Genomic DNA, 17,581 nt, shown 5'->3' with positions numbered 1-17,581 from the left:
ATCATTTCTCAGGTGGGTTATGAAGCAATACGATGTCATCATTGTTGGGGGTGGGCATGCCGGCTGCGAGGCGGCACTCGCGGCAGCGCGCATGGGCGTGCGAGCCCTGCTGCTGACGATGGATGAGGACAAGATTGCCCAGATGTCCTGCAATCCTGCGGTCGGCGGTATCGCCAAGGGCCATCTCGTCAAAGAGATCGATGCCCTTGGGGGGGAAATGGGAAGGAACACCGATCGCGCCGGGATCCAATTCAAGATGATCAACACCAGCAAAGGACCGGCGGTCAGAGCCCTTCGCGTGCAATGCGACAAGAAGCTGTATCGGGAACGCATGCAAGAGACGTTGCGGGCTCAGGAGAGACTCGACATTGCTCGTGGGACCGTCGACCGGATTCTCACGGAACAGCAATCAGTCACCGGTATCGTCACGGCTTCCGGGGAACAGATTGCCGCAAGAGCGGTCATCCTAACCTCTGGAACGTTCCTTAAGGGCCTGATCCATATAGGCCTGAACCATTTTACGGCCGGCCGCGCAGGCGAAGCTTCGGCAGAACGTCTCTCTGATTGCATGCGAGATTTCGGCTTTGAGGTCGGGCGGTTGAAGACCGGAACGCCTCCGCGGCTAGACCGCGACACGATCGACTTTGGCGTGATGACCCCTCAGCCCGGCGATGATCCGCCGACTGCCTTCTCGTATCGCACCGACTGCATCACCACGCCTCAAATGCTCTGCCACTTGACCTATACGAATCAGGAGACGCACGCGATCATCCATCAGAATCTAGACCGATCGCCGATGTACAGCGGGGTCATTGAATCCACGGGACCACGTTATTGTCCTTCCATTGAAGACAAGGTCGTTCGCTTTGCCGACAAAGACAGGCATCAAATCTTCATTGAGCCGGAAGGCTTAGACACGGTTGAATACTACCCAAATGGGATTTCCACGAGTCTGCCGGTTGACGTACAGCACGCGATTGTACGTACAATACCGGGGCTCGAACACGCGAAGGTGCTCAAGCCTGGCTATGCAATCGAGTACGACTATTTCCCGCCTTGCCAGCTTCACCCGACGCTGGAAACTAAGCTGGTCGCCGGCTTGTACCATGCAGGGCAGATCAATGGGACGTCCGGGTATGAGGAGGCGGCCGCACAAGGGATTATGGCCGGCATCAATGCCGTCCTCAAACTGCGGGGAGACCAGCCGTTAATTCTTGATCGGTCACAAGCCTATATCGGTGTATTAATTGATGACTTAATTACAAAGGATGCTCGAGAGCCATACCGCATGTTCACGTCACGCGCAGAGTATCGGTTACTCCTTCGACATGATAATGCTGATTTTCGCCTCATGGACACAGGCCATCGTTTGGGCCTGATTCCGGATGCGGCGTATGCGAAGTTTTCAAAAAAGCGTGACCTGGTGGAGAAAGAAGTGGCACGGCTCGGTCAAACGAGGCCGACTCATGAATTCCGAAGCCTGGCAGCGTCCATGAATTTCGACTTTATTTCACCCGACCTTACTTTTTCTCAACTCCTGAAGCGCCAAGAATTCTCATACCAGCGTTTGTATGAGTTGACCGGGAAATCCGAAGATTTTGTGCAGGATAAAGAAATCAATGAAGCCGTCGAGATCGCAATAAAGTACGAAGGGTATATCGGACGGCAAATCCAACAAGTTGCTAAATTCAAAAAGCTCGAAGAGCGACGGATCCCAGTCACATTTGAGTACAAATCAGTCGTCGGCTTCTCCCGTGAGGTGTTGGAAAAACTAGAACGCGTTCGTCCGTCTTCTGTAGGCCAGGCGTCACGCATCTCAGGAATGACACCCGCAGCTATCTCCCTTCTACTCGTCGCCTTAGAGCGGGACCGTCAGCAAGCCATCTCATAGCTTCAATTTCACGTTAAGCCGTTTACACAGAAAACCTCTGCTTAAAGTGTTATCGGCCAATGGAAGCCCATAATATGCTTACCTTCCTACTCTTGGATGCCTGAAAGATTTATACCGCACATTTATTAACGGTGCTGACGGCCTTGTCTTGTTTGTATTCGCTATGTCAGAAACTATGGTTAAGGCCTACTATTTTGTAGCCGAATCCGACAATTATGCCCCTCATCAGAACCATCATAAGAGCCTGCATACCAAATCTTTATTTGCTATTTCGTTGCACTCTTGTTGTCGCTCGAACCTATTCGACCATGGTACGGTCACTTACGGTTCAGGCAGCAAGCCAAGTGTTGAGCGGGCATGAATTGAAGACCCTTGAGGAAGGATCACGCTCAGTCTGCGTGCCTTCTCTAGACTCGCTGTCTCTCCCCCGATGCCTGCTCCTGAGCCTTCGCGGCCTTCGCTTTAGGCGCCCCGGCTTGATTTTCGCTCCGTCCTGACCAACGAGGCGTTCTTCCCCGTGCGCCCGCTTCATTAATCAGCCGCTTGCTTGTGGCTAGTTCTGTTCGTTTATTGCGACCGATGACCATTTTCCTCGGGGCACAGGGCATCTAACATTTTGTTACAAATTGCAATTATAACGAAAAGACTTCGCAGTGTGTTTGGAACAAGATGCCCAACGGAATAGATCCAGAATCCAGAACAGGAGAAGCTCCGGCGTGCCATCGACGACATGGGGACCATCGCCCGCACCTCCACCTCCAGGGATTGTCACTCTGTTCGACGATGAGACCTTTAAGCCGCCTCGGCACATATTCAAGCGTTACTGCGCTCGCTATTGGTATGCTGGTCCTCTGCACTAATAGTGCATTGAGCTTGGAGGCACAACACTGGCAGCAGCTGCCCGACTCAGCAAAACGGTATTACGTTTTGGGAAGTGTGGAGGCGTGGAATGAAGCGCTTCGCTTCACCTCCGATGTCGGTGAAGCCGGGTTAGATGACATGCTTAACACCGTGATGCCATGCATCGCACGAGAGAAGCTGAACGTCAACGATCTGGTGTCCATGCTGCAGAGGTATCTGGCTGAGAACCACCGTGAATGGCAAATGGAAATGTCGGCCGTGGTGTTTACAGTTATCAGCCAAGGTTGCCGAAAGCCGGAGAGCTGAGTCTTTCATACAGCTGCAGAACGTCTGCTGAATTCCGCAGGCAAGGGAAAGTACGATTAATTTGCAATTGAGCAGCATGAAAAAATCCCGGACAAGGGCCCGCAAACATGGCGGTTAAGACTTGGACCACATAGGGATCAGACATCCCTACCGCAGTGTGTAAGATCAAGAGAGTAGAAAAGATCCTTAGGGCACGCGGCGACGCATTAGTCCAGAACAAGGAGAAGTCCCCGGCATCGAAAGCCCTAGAATGAGTTGCCCAAGCCGAAGGTTACCTCAACGGTGAGGCCTAACATGTCCCAGAAGACGGGCCGCGGCGGAGTCTATTCTGCACATGAATTACTCCTCTTAGAAGCGTTGAAAACTGACGTCAGTGGCAGACTCACCGCTGAGCACATCCTTCGAGAGATGACCGAATTCACCCCGGATACTTTGCTCCTGACGGCGCAGGCATTGAGTCGCCGTGGCGATATCTCAGTGTACAGTCGCCAACACACATATGACATGGAACTTCGCGAGTCGAGTTTGTAGTGGGGCATACTGAATGAAGCGGCGGATTCTTATCGTGGATGATGATCATGACGTCACGGCAATACTGCGCGACCGGTTATCGGCGTGCGGCTATGATACCCTTGTTGCTCATCATGGTTGTGCGGCGCTCGAGCTAATGAGTCAGTACGAGACAACGGATGATCCCATTGTAGGCGTCCTATTGGATGTCATGATGCCTGTACTGGACGGATTGGCGACAGTCCAAGAGATTCAGTCTCGTTATCCCACCATTCCTGTCCTCATGATGTCCGGCTGCTCGGATTCCCACATCAAAGATGAAGCGCTACGGAAAGGCGCAAGAGAATTTCTTATTAAACCAGTCTCCGTCGATACTTTGGTCGCGTGCTGTCGTCGCTTCTTCGGCGGGAGCACCGTACCGAGTTCATGAATATGTGTCGGACCCGCTCGGTGTGCTATCAAGCACGAAGCTATTGCTTCAGAGTATGCTGCTCCAAATAGCCTATGATTTGAGGAGAATGGACGAAGACAAGATCGGAAAGACACTGAGGCCGGCGCTCGCCATGGCGGCGGAGTAAGCGAAAGGACGGGCTTCGCTCCGCCGGTGCTGACGGTGAGCGATGATCGACAGGAGCGTTAATACTCTATCGATACCATCGTGTTTGGATTGGCCTGTCGCATCAGGGCCAGCGGTTGGAATCCGACACGTTCCACTTGCTGTCGACTGGTCGCAGGACTTGGCGTTTGCGGGCGTTCGTCGATAGTGACGACGGTCGTACGGAGAATGCCTTGACGCATGAACCGCAGAGTCGCCTGGTCGCCTACTTCCAAATCCTTGATGGCCTCTGCAAATTCTTCGGCTGTCGTCACCGGATGCGCATTAATTGCGACGACAATGTCTCCCCCCAGCAACCAACGCTCTCCGTTCACGGAGATATCCGTTTGACCCGAGCGTAGTCCGGCCTTTTCAGCGGGGCTACCTTTGGCAATCCCGGACACCACGATGCCCTTGGCTAAGGGAAGGGCCAAGAGTTGCATGAGATCTCTGGTGACAAGCTGGCCCCCGATGCCAAGCCACGGCCGAATGACGCGTCCATAAGACTGGATCTCGTGTACGACGTTCTTCACGGTGTTGCTGGGAATGGCAAACCCCACATTCTGCGCCCCCGCGAGCATCGCCGCATTCACGCCAATGATGTGCCCTGACAGGTCAAGCAGCGGGCCCCCGCTATTTCCTGGATTAATGGCGGCGCTGCTCTGAATGAGGCGCTGAGGTTGACGAGAGGGTTCAGGAGACGGCAGAAATCCAGAGATCACGCCGGTCGTTAACGTCGCGTCGAGGCCAAACGGATGTCCGATGGTGAGGACGGGTTGACCAACCTCGAGGCGGTCGGAGTCGCCGAATTCGGCGACGGGGTAGTGGCCTTTCGGCAGCGAGATGCGGAGGAGCGCCAAATCGGTCATGGGATCATTTCCGACGATCTGAGCCTCCAGCTTAACGCCTTTCTTCACCGTGACCACGATACTTGTCGCGCCGTCGATCACATGGTTGTTAGTCAGAACCACACCCGTGTCATCTAGCACAATACCAGACCCAACACTGTGGACTGAGGCGTCACGATCCGTCGATGGCTCTGCATGCGTCGCATTGATCAGGACAATCACCGGCGCGACCTTTTTATAGACCTGAGCGACAACACCTGATTCCATGATCGTCTGATGGGCCGTGGAAAGGACGGGGACGGTCATAAAGGATAGGCTCAGAACGCTTACCTGCAATGCTCGAGTAACTATTCGAGGACTCATAGGCGCACCTCTCAATCTTCAGTGATTAAAGAGACCGTCGACCTAATAAATGGGAAAAAGAGCAAAAAGTAAGCCATTGCAATAGCTAGACGTGCATCGTAACTTCTGGGCTTTGCGACATAAAAACACAAGCGCGTGTAACTCCCACCCGCCGTTAGCGCGGAACTGCTCAGGCCGCTCGTGGCCTATTGCTGACAGCGAGCAGCGTTGACGCGCAGATATTACGATCTCATGCGGCTCCTTGCACCTCCGAGAGTCTATCTTTCCAACGGGAGAGGAATCTTGATCTAAGCGCATCAGATCTTCGAGGCACACCGAGCAGTCCATACTCGCCAAGGAGAAACTATTCTGCTTCCTTCTGACGATTCGATTCGATATCGATATTAAGCTGAACCATGTGTCCGGCACAGCGTAGAGACGTCATATTTGCACCTTCTCGCTGAGATGCCTTGCGTTCATCTCCATGATGAAACGTATCATCGTTGCGCACGCAGATCCTTTCCGGCCCGTAAATGTTTGTAACAATGTGTGGCGCAGGCTCCTAGGCTGACATACGGAATCTATCGCGTTCATATCGCGGAAATCTGGAAAGGCGTCGTCGCAACGACTACCGTTGTAGAGCGGGTTCAGTGATGGGGAACGTGAAGATAAAGATACTGCCGAAACCGTCGTCACTCGTGACGAGCAGGTCGCCTCCATGCGCCATCATGATTTTTTTTGATAGGCTTAGCCCCAGTCCATATCCGCCGGTCGTGCGAGTCCTGGATTTGTCCACGCGGTAAAACGGCTCGAAAATTAACCCCTGCTCATCGATGGGAATCCCCGGGCCATGATCGGATACCGAAATACGTACCGTTCCTTCATGCCTCTCAACTCGCACCTCGATGGGGCCCTGTGAGGCGTCCGTATGTATCACGGCATTGTCGAGCACATTTCTTAAGGCCATGCGAACCCGATGGGCGTCGAGCTTGAGCATGAGGCTCGCCGGAGCCACCACTAATCGAACACCCGGCTGTTGATCCCTATAGAGCTCCATGACATCACGAACCAATGCAACGACGTCGGCATCCCTCAGAACCACGGTCCCATAGTCGCTGTTCAGCCGCTCCGATTCGAGCAATTCCGTAACCATGGCTTCCAATTCGCGGACTTCCTGCTGAATCTTTTCTTTGGCCCGTTCGTCGTATATGAATTCCAGCGCCACCTTGATCCGCGTCAACGGTGACCTCAGCTCGTGGCTCACGTCGACAAGCAATCGATCACGGGCACGCAACATGTCCCGGACTCGGCAGACCATGTCGTTCAGGGCATCAGTCAACTGCCCTAACTCGTCGTCAGAACGTCTCCGGACCTCGCAGTTTAGATTCCCCTTCGCGATGTCGCCAACACCCCGCGCCAGCCAATCGAGCGGCCGAAACAACCAGCGCACGAGGGCATAGCTGCCCGCCAAAATCAGCGCAATCAGACCAATCAAGAGCCCAGCGCTTTCGAGATCCAGCTCGGGCGGCTCAGGGAAAAAGAAAAGATAGTGCGTCGCGCCGCGGGCCATGATGGCGACTCTGCGTCCGCGGTACTTGCCCATCTGCATATCGGGATCGGCCTGCGACGGATGGACCCGCAATGCGGAGGTGGCAGGCAACGCGGTCTCTGTCGCCCACATTCCTTCAGGGCCTTCAACCCGAATTTGAAGCCCCAGTTCTCCTGAAAGGCGGATGGCTCGTTCCCGGTCAGGAGGATGTCCGATTTCCTCGATGATCATGGCCAAATGGTGTGCCATCATCTTGCTTTTGGTCTGCTTGAAATGCTCGTTGTGCAAGACCAGTCGATTATACCCGCCGACGGCTAGCACCAACGCGAGGGTCGTGCCGAGATAAATAAGGAAGAGTTTGAGAAAGACAGATCGCCGAATAAACTGGATGGGTCCGTGCTTGAGATCACGCACCGGATGACTCCGGTTTGATCGATTCAGGGATCGGCAAGAAGAGATACCCAGTACCCCAGACGGTTTTGAAATACCGCGGTCGTTTGGGATCGTCATTGAGTTTATGACGCAAGCGACTCACTGCGACATCGATGGACCGATTGTAGGCGTCCCAATCGATTCCACGAACGTGCTCCATAATTTGATCCCGACTCAGGACCGTTTGTGGGTGCTGAAGAAACAGGGCGAGGATTTCAAATTCAGTCGTGGTGAGGTCCAGTGGAGCACCAGCCAACGACGCCGTGCGACTGCGCAGATCGACGGTTAAGGCATCGGCACGGAATCGGTCGCATAGTGAGGTGAGCCGGCACGGCTCCCCACTCCGACGCAACACCGTGTGAATTCTAGCCACCAGTTCGCGTGGCTCAAATGGCTTGGCTAGATAGTCATCAGCACCCAGTTCAAGACCTGCCACCCGATCCGTCAGATCGCCGCGCGCCGTCAGCATGATGATCGGCACTGAACTTTCGCGGCGGATGTCGCGGCAGACGGTGAACCCATCTCGCCCCGGCAACATGAGATCGAGCACGACGAGTGACGGTGACTGTTTTCTGAGCAAGGCCAATCCCTCATCGGGATGAGTCGCCGCCAGCACGTCCATACCGAATTGATGCAGGTAGGACCTGAGTAAGTCGTTTAGCTTGCGATCGTCGTCAATGACAAGGATGGTAATGCTCACCGCCGCTGACCCACAGTCTTAAAGGGTGAGCCCATAATTTGGCAGCCGAAGACACTTCCGCTTCTGAAACCGCTACAGTGTTGCATTGTCATCATGGTGGTGCATGTGCTTGCGGGCGCGTGTTTCCATGATGAGCACCGCAACGACTGCGGGACCGGTGAGCGTACGCCGTCATCACTTCTCATGATTCGGACAGACATACCATAATGCCGGCAATGCGGCATCTAATAAAACGGGAAGAGCGCTCCGCCCATGCCGCCGCGTGATCGACCCCCACCACCGCGCGGGCGAGAGCTAGATGAGGTGCTGCCGGCACCCTGCTCCATCGAAATATCGAGCTTGGCGACAGCGCTGATCGCCACGTGAGCCTTTGAATCGGCCAACTGGGCGACCCCCACGAGACTACTGGCGACGGTCGGCGCCCCACCGAACACCTCCTGCCGAACCTTTTGCGCTGCAGGAAGTACGTCCTTCATATCCGTCACAAACATGGTCTCTTCAACGATGTCTTTGAACTTGGCCCCATGTGGATCCAGTAGCTTCCCTATGTTGGCATAGGCCTTGTCGCATCTGGGCCTCCATGGTGTCACCTGTCAGGGTCCCGTGCTCATCCCAACTCAGTTGTGCGGCAATAAAGATCGTATCCCGCACTCTCACCGCTCCCTTGGTCCCAAATTGGTTTTCCCACGGAATGCCCAATGCCGTTCCTTGTTTGGATGGGGGCGAAATCATGCCACCGGATGGGGACGGTTCTCGCGACGCGCCGGGGCCGGCACACCCGGCCGTCGCAAGCAGGATCAGACCTATGAAGATAGCCGTCGGATATCGGCAGCACATGGTCTTCTCGTATCCGTAGCGGGGCCTTCCATGCTCAGAGGATGGAGGCCCCGCCAGGGGGGTCGATGTGCGGCCTTTCTATTGATGCACAGCCGGCCGGTCACCACCCATCGCTCCTTCGCCACGCGGACCATCGTCATCATGAGCCTCTGCGCATTTCCCGTCCATCGAGCATCGCTTTTTCTCATGGAGCTCTCGCAGATTCTTGAGCTGCTCCGGTGTCAGGACGCCTCGAGCCTCTTGAAAGGCATTGAACGATGCGATGCGCCGATCCGCCTTCAACGCGTACAGTTTCCGGATTGCATTTTCGACGTTACCGCCACTGGCCTGCTTCTCCTGCTGACGAAAGAGTTGATGCAGATCGATCTCAGCGAGTTCGACCTCCGCGTCCCTTTTCACGCGATCTTTTTTGAAGGCGACGCCAATGGTGCGCAATCTGGTTTCTTGCTCTTCGGAGAGACCCAGGGCTTCTTTGGCCTTGAATACGTGCCAGATAAAATCACCCGCATTCGGGCGACCGTGGCGATGGCCCCCGTAACCATGTCCGTCCGCCCAACTCATCGTATCCGTCGCTAGCGTCCAAGCTGTTGCCAACAGCACCGCCATGCCCAAGAATGACACTGTTCGCGCCGTCTCACTAGTCATCGGAATCCTCTGCCTCCTGTTATGGTGAATGAGAACTGTAGCTGCCTGCACCGTAACAAAGAGGACGGGTCAGATCTTTTCGTAGCTGTAAGATTGTGTAACAAAATGTCACGGCGCCACGGAACGACGACTAGCCAAGCATTGGAATGATACCGAGCGCTGAGGTAGCTCATTATGAGCCCACAAGGGCCGCAGTCTATGGTGCCGGCAAATCCGAATTTTCTACGCGGCGGCTTGTCTGCTGGCCTGTACCCTTCGTTTGCTCTCGATACGGCTGACAGGCCCACGGTGTGAGCTCATAATGACGCGCAAATCCTCCACATGGAATGCCAGAGCACATGGCTTTCGCGTCGCCCACAAGCCCGTGCGCTGGTATCGTACAGACATTCTACGGCACGCCGCAGAATGGCTGGAAGGGTCGGCTCATGACCATCGGGCAGCACACTAAGCGGTTCATGCGGATAGGCCGACGCCCGCGCGCGCGGCGACAGTGTCCGAGGGTCCATACAAAGATGTGGCTGACTTCTAGGCGCTCACCGATCCAGAGGCGGGGTTCGTCAAAGTCCACTGCAGCTTGCTGGCCAGGGGGCGTCTCAAACCGCACCGTCGCCACGGTCGGCCACGCCCGAATCGGCGCGGACGGCCGAATCGGCCCTTGCACTTGTTGGTCAGTCCCCGCGAACTCTAATGCTTGCAGTTCCCGGTAGAACACACGGGTCGTTCCAATTCCTTTCAGGCCCGACCTCAAGGAATCCGTAATAGGGACCGATCGGACAACCAAATACTCTACTAAAGAATGAATGCGGACGATCGTGTCTGTTGTGGCAGCCGTCAATTTCAAGGTGAATGTTTATGACGTGTCAGACGGCGACGGCAAAGAATTACCGAAAGCCATCGATCAGCACCCAGGCGCCAATAGCGACAAAGCCTAGTCCGGCCGTGACCTTCAAGGCCTTCATGGACACATAATTGGGAAGCTGATCTCCAATGAGCACGGCCAGCAGACTCGATAACACGAGGGCCGCGGAGGACGCGCAAAAGACACCGACCTTACTCACTTGCTGGTCCGTGGCAAACAAGAGGGTGGCTAACTGGGTCTTGTCGCCTAACTCGGCGAGAAAGACGGTCACAAAAATACTGAAGAATGCCATGCACATGCTCCTTTCAAGCCATCAGCTTATACAAGTGTTCGAGGAAGCAACATAAACGCAATGCTGAAGTAGATAACTAATAGCTTAGGCCGATACTCCCTTCATGGTAGCCCAACAGGGTCGCCGCGACTGCCCGTTCTCATGCGCCAACTCCGAAACCGGGTGAGACGTCACTGTGCAAACTCTAAATTCGAGTTTAGTAGAGAGACGGCAGTTTAGGAATCCGTTTCCAGCACTCAACTCTAACTTACTCCACTGCGCTCCGACCAAGGAGTTACGCAGAAGTCCTATTTTGGCTTTGTTAAATTCCAGCACCCTCTGTATTCTAGATGACGGTCTTGTCAGAAGGACAACTCTGCTGACAGTCATTTTTGACCAGCCTTCTCGTTCGTGATAGGATTCGCACGATTTCAGGAGGGTTGGCCAGTGATCAGGCCGCTTTCAAAAATAATACCGATCGGTTTATTAGTGTTGCTGGCAGTCCAATTGACAGGATTGAGCTGCCTCTCTGATTTCGATCTGCACGTATCCCATGCGATCCTTCTCAGCCAATCTCAGGTGGATGATTCAGTCAACAGTTTGGGCAACGGCACGGAGGATGGATGTCCGTGCCATCTACTTTTTCAAGGTGTCAGCCCGATGTTCACCGCCATCAACTCGCCATCAATCCCGAAACTATCTGAAGCTCCCCATGTTTTGGTCTCGTCTTTGAGTCGTGTTCTCTTTCACCCCCCCGCACTGACATAAACCTGCGACTGTTTCTCTAACGACCTCATACATTCTGTTCTACTCAGCGGTCCAGGATCGCTGTCCGACCGGACCGCTTATGGAGGTGGATATGGCACAACCTTTCTGGTGTGCAATCATTTTTATTGCCTTAATAACCTCAAAGCCGGCTCTAAAAGAATCCGTCGCTGCCGATCACACTCAGCAAACCTCATACACATTGCAGGACATCCTTTCCTTTGCCGCTGAGCGCAATCCGGCCATTGCCGGAGCAGAAGGAGCCGTAGCCCAGAACCGAGGTCAACGCGTCGCGGCGGCAGCCTATCCCAATCCGTCCATCACCGCATCAGGTGGCCGCGGGGCGATCCGTGACCCAAGCACAGGGGTTTCGATTACAGAACGAACGGTGACGGTGGAGCAGCCTGTCGAATGGCCCAGCCTGCGTCAAGCACGCCAGCGCGCGGCAGAGGCTGGATTGGCTGGCTCCTATGCCGCCTTGGAAGACGCGCGGCTCATCGTGACGGCGGATGTCAAAGTGGCCTTCTACCAACTACTTTTGGCGCAACGTGATGCGGAATTGGCCGAACAAAACGTGTCCACGGTCCATGCGGTCGCCGACGTGGTTCAAGTGAGAGTGGCCTCTGGGGAAGGCGCACAATTCGAAGCGATCAAAGCGGGCGTCGAAGTGCAGAAGGCCCGTAAGGAAGTGGCGCGGACGCAGAACGCTTTGCGGGTTGCGCGTGGCCAGCTCAATATGCTGACGGGTAAGGCCTTGGGGCAGGATTACCGCATTCAAGGCGGTTTTGATTCCAGCCGGCCCCCAGAAGGCCTCGACACGCTGATCACCAGCGCGTTCGAGCGCAATCCCAGCCTTCGTCGTCAGCGAAGCGCCATTGAGCAGGCGGATCACACGGTCATTCAAGAGCGGGCCTCACGACTCCCGAGCGTCACCGTCCAGGGGACGTATCATCGAGAAGCGGGGGACGAGGCCATTACGGCAGGTATTAGGATTCCGGTCCCACTCTGGTATCGCCGACAAGGCGAAATCGAAACCGCGCTCGGCACGAAGCGTCGCGCGGAGGCCGAATCGCTACGGGCCAGTAACGAACTGGAACAAGCGATCACCCAGCACTATCAAGAAGCCCAGACCGCACAGGAGCAGATCGCGGTGATGGAACAAGGCATGTTGAAGCAGGCCAAGGAAGCCCTGGAGATTGCGCAATTCAGTTTTCAGCAGGGTGCGGCCAGCTTACTCGAAGTGCTGGATACGCAGCGAGTGTATCGGCAAATCTTATTTGAATATGCTCAAGCACGCGCAGATCGCTCAATGGCGTTGGCACGGCTGGCTCGATGGACTGGAGATCTGTGATGCCTTTGTATATCTGCTTATCCGACTACAGAATATGCCTCGCCCTCGTGGTGATGCTGGGTTTACTTTCCTGTGAATCGCGCCAGGACGACGCCACCCAGACGTCGAATGCCGCCCGACCGGTTTCGCCTACGGGCACGCTCACGATGCCGGAGAACAGCCCGGTCCTCGCACAACTACGAACAGAGCGTGTGACCGTTCGCCCGATGAACATGGAACTCACGGCGCAGGCGGGCAAGATCTTGGCCAATGATAACCGACTCACCCATTTGAGCTCGCGCGTCCCCGGTCGGATCGTAGCGGTGTATGCCAATCTCGGCGATCATGTGAAGACGGGCGATCGTTTATTGTTGCTGGATTCTCCAGAGCTGGGGACAGCACAGCTGGAGCATCGCAAGGCCTACACCCGTCTATCTCTGGCCGAAAAATCGTTGGAACGGGCCAAACTACTCTTGGAGCGAAAAGTGATTGGAACGGCGGAGTACCAACGGCGAGAAGCTGAGTATCACAATGCGCTCGCTGACGCCGAGCAATCCGATGAGCATTTGCACATGCTTGGGATGACCGAACAGGACATCAGCCGGCTGCGGAGTGGCAAACTCCCGCATGCGCGGGTCGCCCAAGTGCCGCTCCGCGCGTCCCTTTCGGGTGAAGTCATCCAGCGAAATGCCACAGTCGGGGAAGTCGTGGATCCGTCGAAAATTCTCTTCACCGTCGCCGATCTCTCGACCGTGTGGGTCCGTGCCGATTTTCCGGAACAGCAAGCAGCCCTACTGAAAGTCGGGCTTCCCATCCACGTGAGAGTACAGGCCTATCCGGAGACGACTTTTACGGGGCAAGTGACCTATGTAGCGGCCGTGGTGGATCCCAACACACGAACCGTGATGATCCGTTCTGATGTACCCAATCCGGACGGCCAGCTCCGTCCGGAAATGTTTGCAGATGTGACCCTTGTGACGGATGAACGGCCCGTTCTCGCCGTTCCGCGTCAGGCACTCCAGCAAGAGGGCCAGCATACTGTTGTCTTTGTGGTTCGTGGACCACGGAACTTCGAGCGGCGCCTCGTAACCGTGGTACCGCGCTCTGGCCCGTACGCCACCGTCGTCACGGGCCTGCAGGACGGCGAGGAGGTGGTGACGGAAGGCAGCTATGCGCTGAAATCGGAAAGCTTGCGAGAGCGCATGCCGGAGAACCCGTCATGATCGATCGTCTCATCCACTTTGCATTGCATCAGCGCCTGCTGATTCTACTGGCCACGGCGGTCGTAGCTATCGCCGGTATGATGGCTTTTGCCCATCTCCCCATTGATGCGTTTCCTGATGTGACCCCCGTGCAGGTGCAAATCATTACGCGTGTGCCGGCCTTGTCCCCTCCTGAAGTGGAGCGGCTGGTGACCTTCCCGCTAGAAATTGAACTCGTCAACCTTCCTGGGAAAACCGAGATGCGCTCCGTCTCCCGATTTGGCCTGTCCATGATTACCGTCTTCTTTCAGGACGATGTGAATGTGTATTTCGCGCGGCAGCTTGTGCTCGAACGGATGCTGTCGGTTAGGGAGCGTCTGCCAGAGGGAACAGATCCCGTTCTGGGGCCAGTCAGCACGGGGTTGAGCGAGGTGTATATGTATCTCGTCGAAGGGGCCGGACACAGTCTCATGGAGCTGCGCACTTTGCAAGACTGGCTGATCCGGCCCCTGTTGCGCGGTGTACCGGGCTTGGCGGATGTCGACACGCTGGGAGGGTTGGCAAAGCAATACCAGATTGTGGTCGATCCCACTCGACTCGCCAGCCTCGGGTTGGCGCTGCAAGATATTACGGACGCGGTCTCGCGCAATAACCAGAATGCAGGGGGCAGCTATATCGATCAAGGAGGCGATAAGCTGGTCCTCTATGGACACGGTCTTGCTCAATCGCGTGCCGACCTTGAACGGATTGTCGTGACGGCGCGCGGTGACACACCGATCTATATACGAGATGTCGCACACATCCGAGAAGGTGCGGCCGTTCGACTGGGTGGGGTCACGCGGGATGGGAAGGGAGAGGTCGTCGAGGGCATCGCCGTCATGCTGCGCGGTGGAAATAGCCGTGATGTAGTGAGTCGGGTCAAAGACCAAGTGCAATTGATCAACCGCGTGCTGCCGCCGGCTGTCGCCGCCGTCCCGTTTTACGACCGGATCACCTTGGTGAACCAGGCGCTTGCGACGATTGAGCATGCGTTGCTCGCGGGGGCGGCTATTATCATGATTGTGCTATACGTATTTCTTCGTCAGCTGCTTGGAGCCTTGGTAGTTGCTCTCACCCTACCACTGGCCACGCTGACAACCTTTCTGCTGATGCGCCAAGTCGGGTTGTCGGCGAATCTCATGTCGCTCGGAGGCCTGGCGATCTCTTTGGGTATGATCGTCGACGCCGCCATTGTGCAGGTGGAGAATGTGGACCGCTATCTCAGTCAACACGCGACGGATGCGGCCGGTGGTATTGGGTGTCGCATCCCCTTGGTCTTACGAGCAGTGTTGGAAGTCCGTCGCCCAAGTCTGTTTGGCGAGCTGATTATCGCCCTGACGTTTGTGCCACTCTTCGCCTTGGAGAGCATGGAAGGCAAAATGTTTATCCCGCTGGCGATGACCGTCGTCATGGCCTTGCTCAGCTCGCTCCTGTTCTCAATGACCGTGATCCCGGTGCTCGCCGCTCTCCTCATGCGGCCCCGCGCACGGAAAGAAGAGGCTCAGGTCATGGACAGACTGCGACACGGGTATCAACGTCTGCTCATGCTTGCCCTTCGTCACGGGCGTGTAGTGGTAATGGTTTCCGTGGCCCTGTTGGTGATCGCGCTGGCGTTCTTGCCGTCCATTGGTCGAGAATTTCTGCCCGCGATGCGCGAGGGTACTATTGTCGTCAACTTGTTACGGCTGCCGAGCATTAGTTTAGAGCAATCGCTGAAAGTGAGTGGCGAGGTGGAACGGCTCCTATTGACTATTCCTGACGTCCAGTCGGTCGTGTCACGAACGGGAGCTAACGAACTTGGCACGGACCCCATGGGCATGGAATTGAGTGATATGTATGTACTCTTGAAGCCGCCATCCACATGGCAGGCTCGGTCGCAGACCGACATTGAAGAACGAATACGCGTGGAACTCGGCCGAGTGCCCGGCATAGCCTTCGGCTTGTCCCAGCCTATTGCCATGCGAGTGGATGAATTGGCGTCGGGAGTCCGTTCAGAAGTGGCCGTCAAACTGTTCGGCGACGATCTGACCGTGCTCCGCACGACTGCCGATGAGATGGCGAAAAGCTTGCGGGGAGTACGAGGGATCGTGGATCTACGAGTCGAACAGCTGAGTGGTCTGTATTACCTCCAGATCGATATTGATCGTGGACGCATTGCCCGCCATGGCATTAATGTGGCGAATATTACGGAAGTGATCGAGGCAGTCGGAGGGGGGATCGAGGCGGGTGAAATGTTTGAGGGTCAACGGCGGTTTCCGATTGTCGTCCGGCTTCCTGATGAGCGACGAAGTGATGTCAATGCGATCGCCGCCCTGTGGGTCGCGGCACCTGATGGCTCACGGATTCCCTTGCGGGAGCTCGCAGATATTCGAATCGTTGAGGGACCGGCGCAGATCAGTCGTGAACACGCCAGTCGTCGGATTGCGATCGAGTTTAACGTGGTTGGCCGCGATCTGGTCGGAGCCGTGGAAGAGGCACAGGCCCACCTCGCGACTGAAGTACATCTTCCCTCAGGGTACTATGTGACGTGGGGAGGGCAGTTCGAAAATCAGCAGCGGGCGATGAAGCGCCTGGCTCTTGTCGTGCCCGTTGTGCTCGGGCTGATTTTCCTGTTGCTCTTTGTGACCTTCGGGAGCCTTCGACAGGCGGGACTCATCCTCCTCACCATCCCGTTTGCGATGATTGGCGGACTGCTGAGTCTGTTCATCAGTGGGCTCTATCTCTCCGTGCCCGCATCCGTCGGGTTTATTGCGTTGTTTGGAGTGGCAGTCTTAAATGGAGTCGTCCTCGTCTCGTATATCAATCATCTCCGTATCGAAGGTCAGCCTCTTGAGAAGGCAGTTATCGATGGCTCCGTCATCCGTCTTCGTCCCGTCCTCATGACAGCTGTTGTCGCGGCGCTCGGCCTCACCCCATTGCTCCTTGCCACTGGTCCAGGATCAGAAATTCAACGTCCGCTTGCGATGGTGGTGGTCGGTGGGCTTCTGTCATCTACGGCGCTGACCTTACTAGTCCTCCCGGTCTTATACAAATGGATTGAGCAGAGGCGAGAGCGGTCAGCTCAAGCGGTATCCATGACAGAAGAGCTGATTGCCATCAACAAATCTCCATCGTGAGAGAATGCCTTCACCGAGATGAATGAGGAGAATGATGTTGATACCTGTTCGTCTCAGTCTTTTCGTCCTCGCCGGGTTGTGTGATATCCGTGGAAGCTATCTCGTGTGGTTATCCGGAAGGGAAGGACCCTCGCGGGCTATGCAGTCGCGGACCGACCTCTGCCGGCTGGACGAAACTACCTTCTATGCCGTGAAAAAGAAATACGCACATCTAGGCGTGAGCGAACCACGGCGGCTCCAGCAACTGGAAGACGAAAACAGCCGTTCAGAAACACATGCTGTCGGAGCGCCTACAGCATTGGTGGAACGCCGTCTGCAACATAGCCGCATGACCACCAGCGAGCCCGGTCGCGATCAGCAAAAGACTGGAAGGCTCACGCACACTAGTGAGGTCTACTCATACTTCCACGTCAGCTGGATCGCCAACGAATGGGTTGATGTTCTATGACAAAAGCACCCCGTGTCGTATAGTATTAAAGACGT

Annotated in this window: 15 protein-coding genes; 8 read left to right on the top strand and 7 right to left on the bottom strand. The window is 55.6% G+C overall.

The genetic code is table 11. The features are described 5' to 3' along the window. Nucleotides 1–19 precede the first annotated feature (19 nt). The 4 genes from mnmG (at nucleotide 20) to ACWHYZ_RS01390 (ending at nucleotide 3,998) form a co-directional block, all read left to right on the top strand. Nucleotides 20–1,891: a tRNA uridine-5-carboxymethylaminomethyl(34) synthesis enzyme MnmG gene (mnmG, locus tag ACWHYZ_RS01405; protein ID WP_447985517.1), complete on the top strand. Its 1,872-nt coding sequence runs from the start codon at nucleotides 20–22 to the stop codon at nucleotides 1,889–1,891. An 873-nt stretch (nucleotides 1,892–2,764) separates the two neighbouring features. Continuing rightward, nucleotides 2,765–3,058, top strand: coding sequence for a hypothetical protein (locus ACWHYZ_RS01400; protein ID WP_447985516.1), 294 nt, complete (start codon nucleotides 2,765–2,767; stop codon nucleotides 3,056–3,058). Between the two features lie 294 nt (nucleotides 3,059–3,352). After that, on the top strand, nucleotides 3,353–3,589 hold the full coding sequence (locus tag ACWHYZ_RS01395; RefSeq protein WP_447985515.1) for a hypothetical protein: 237 nt from the start codon (nucleotides 3,353–3,355) through the stop codon (nucleotides 3,587–3,589). A gap of 13 nt (nucleotides 3,590–3,602) precedes the next feature. Further along, on the top strand, nucleotides 3,603–3,998 hold the full coding sequence (locus ACWHYZ_RS01390) for a response regulator (protein ID WP_447985514.1): 396 nt from the start codon (nucleotides 3,603–3,605) through the stop codon (nucleotides 3,996–3,998). A gap of 206 nt (nucleotides 3,999–4,204) precedes the next feature. Here ACWHYZ_RS01390 and ACWHYZ_RS01385 read toward each other — a convergent pair whose 3' ends face one another. The 7 genes from ACWHYZ_RS01385 to ACWHYZ_RS01355 all read right to left on the bottom strand — a co-directional run bounded on the left by ACWHYZ_RS01385 (nucleotide 4,205) and on the right by ACWHYZ_RS01355 (nucleotide 10,667). Next, a complete protein-coding gene (locus ACWHYZ_RS01385) occupies nucleotides 4,205–5,278 on the bottom strand; it encodes a S1C family serine protease (RefSeq protein WP_447985513.1) in 1,074 nt (357 codons plus the stop codon). 703 nt (nucleotides 5,279–5,981) lie between these two features. Beyond that, nucleotides 5,982–7,316 carry a sensor histidine kinase gene (locus ACWHYZ_RS01380; RefSeq protein ID WP_447985512.1) on the bottom strand — a complete coding sequence of 445 codons (1,335 nt, stop codon included), beginning with the start codon at nucleotides 7,314–7,316 and terminating at the stop codon, nucleotides 5,982–5,984. Then, complete coding sequence (locus tag ACWHYZ_RS01375) at nucleotides 7,309–8,034, bottom strand: response regulator (protein ID WP_447985511.1); 726 nt, start codon at nucleotides 8,032–8,034, stop codon at nucleotides 7,309–7,311. The genes ACWHYZ_RS01380 and ACWHYZ_RS01375 overlap by 8 nt, the downstream gene beginning before the upstream one ends. A gap of 224 nt (nucleotides 8,035–8,258) precedes the next feature. Beyond that, a complete protein-coding gene (locus tag ACWHYZ_RS01370; RefSeq protein WP_447985510.1) occupies nucleotides 8,259–8,624 on the bottom strand; it encodes a RidA family protein in 366 nt (121 codons plus the stop codon). Between the two features lie 325 nt (nucleotides 8,625–8,949). Beyond that, nucleotides 8,950–9,516 carry a Spy/CpxP family protein refolding chaperone gene (locus ACWHYZ_RS01365; protein WP_447985509.1) on the bottom strand — a complete coding sequence of 189 codons (567 nt, stop codon included), beginning with the start codon at nucleotides 9,514–9,516 and terminating at the stop codon, nucleotides 8,950–8,952. Between the two features lie 388 nt (nucleotides 9,517–9,904). Further along, a complete protein-coding gene (locus ACWHYZ_RS01360; protein ID WP_447985508.1) occupies nucleotides 9,905–10,357 on the bottom strand; it encodes a hypothetical protein in 453 nt (150 codons plus the stop codon). A 40-nt stretch (nucleotides 10,358–10,397) separates the two neighbouring features. Continuing rightward, complete coding sequence (locus ACWHYZ_RS01355; RefSeq protein WP_447985507.1) at nucleotides 10,398–10,667, bottom strand: TMEM165/GDT1 family protein; 270 nt, start codon at nucleotides 10,665–10,667, stop codon at nucleotides 10,398–10,400. Nucleotides 10,668–11,505: 838 nt separating this feature from the next. On the opposite strand from ACWHYZ_RS01355, the gene ACWHYZ_RS01350 reads away from it, so the two are divergent. Genes ACWHYZ_RS01350 through ACWHYZ_RS01335 form a run of 4 tightly spaced genes read left to right on the top strand, consistent with a single transcriptional unit; the run spans nucleotide 11,506 to nucleotide 17,546 of the window. Then, entirely contained in the window at nucleotides 11,506–12,762 is a 1,257-nt protein-coding gene (locus ACWHYZ_RS01350) for a TolC family protein (protein ID WP_447985506.1), read from the top strand. Beyond that, nucleotides 12,762–13,964 (top strand): efflux RND transporter periplasmic adaptor subunit, encoded by a 1,203-nt coding sequence (locus ACWHYZ_RS01345; protein ID WP_447985505.1) that lies wholly within the window; start codon nucleotides 12,762–12,764, stop codon nucleotides 13,962–13,964. The genes ACWHYZ_RS01350 and ACWHYZ_RS01345 overlap by 1 nt, the downstream gene beginning before the upstream one ends. Then, on the top strand, nucleotides 13,961–17,098 hold the full coding sequence (locus ACWHYZ_RS01340; protein ID WP_447985504.1) for an efflux RND transporter permease subunit: 3,138 nt from the start codon (nucleotides 13,961–13,963) through the stop codon (nucleotides 17,096–17,098). Before ACWHYZ_RS01345 ends, ACWHYZ_RS01340 begins: the two co-directional genes overlap by 4 nt. Nucleotides 17,099–17,129: 31 nt before the next feature. Then, nucleotides 17,130–17,546, top strand: coding sequence for a hypothetical protein (locus ACWHYZ_RS01335; RefSeq protein WP_447987647.1), 417 nt, complete (start codon nucleotides 17,130–17,132; stop codon nucleotides 17,544–17,546). The last annotated feature ends 35 nt before the right edge of the window (nucleotides 17,547–17,581 follow it).

This window comes from Nitrospira sp. Nam74, from assembly GCF_965152615.1.
The sequence above is the reverse complement of the archived record's forward strand: the minus strand, read 5'-3'. Positions and strand labels throughout refer to the sequence as shown.

Coding starts and splice junctions, on each gene's coding strand:
- mnmG (WP_447985517.1), top strand. CDS start 20: ATGAAGCAATACGATGTCATCATTGTTGGGGGTGGGCATGCCGGCTGC.
- ACWHYZ_RS01395 (WP_447985515.1), top strand. CDS start 3,353: ATGTCCCAGAAGACGGGCCGCGGCGGAGTCTATTCTGCACATGAATTA.
- ACWHYZ_RS01390 (WP_447985514.1), top strand. CDS start 3,603: ATGAAGCGGCGGATTCTTATCGTGGATGATGATCATGACGTCACGGCA.
- ACWHYZ_RS01385 (WP_447985513.1), bottom strand. CDS start 5,278: ATGGAATCAGGTGTTGTCGCTCAGGTCTATAAAAAGGTCGCGCCGGTG.
- ACWHYZ_RS01365 (WP_447985509.1), bottom strand. CDS start 9,516: ATGACTAGTGAGACGGCGCGAACAGTGTCATTCTTGGGCATGGCGGTG.
- ACWHYZ_RS01355 (WP_447985507.1), bottom strand. CDS start 10,667: ATGGCATTCTTCAGTATTTTTGTGACCGTCTTTCTCGCCGAGTTAGGC.
- ACWHYZ_RS01350 (WP_447985506.1), top strand. CDS start 11,506: ATGGCACAACCTTTCTGGTGTGCAATCATTTTTATTGCCTTAATAACC.
- ACWHYZ_RS01345 (WP_447985505.1), top strand. CDS start 12,762: ATGCCTTTGTATATCTGCTTATCCGACTACAGAATATGCCTCGCCCTC.
- ACWHYZ_RS01340 (WP_447985504.1), top strand. CDS start 13,961: ATGATCGATCGTCTCATCCACTTTGCATTGCATCAGCGCCTGCTGATT.
- ACWHYZ_RS01335 (WP_447987647.1), top strand. CDS start 17,130: ATGATGTTGATACCTGTTCGTCTCAGTCTTTTCGTCCTCGCCGGGTTG.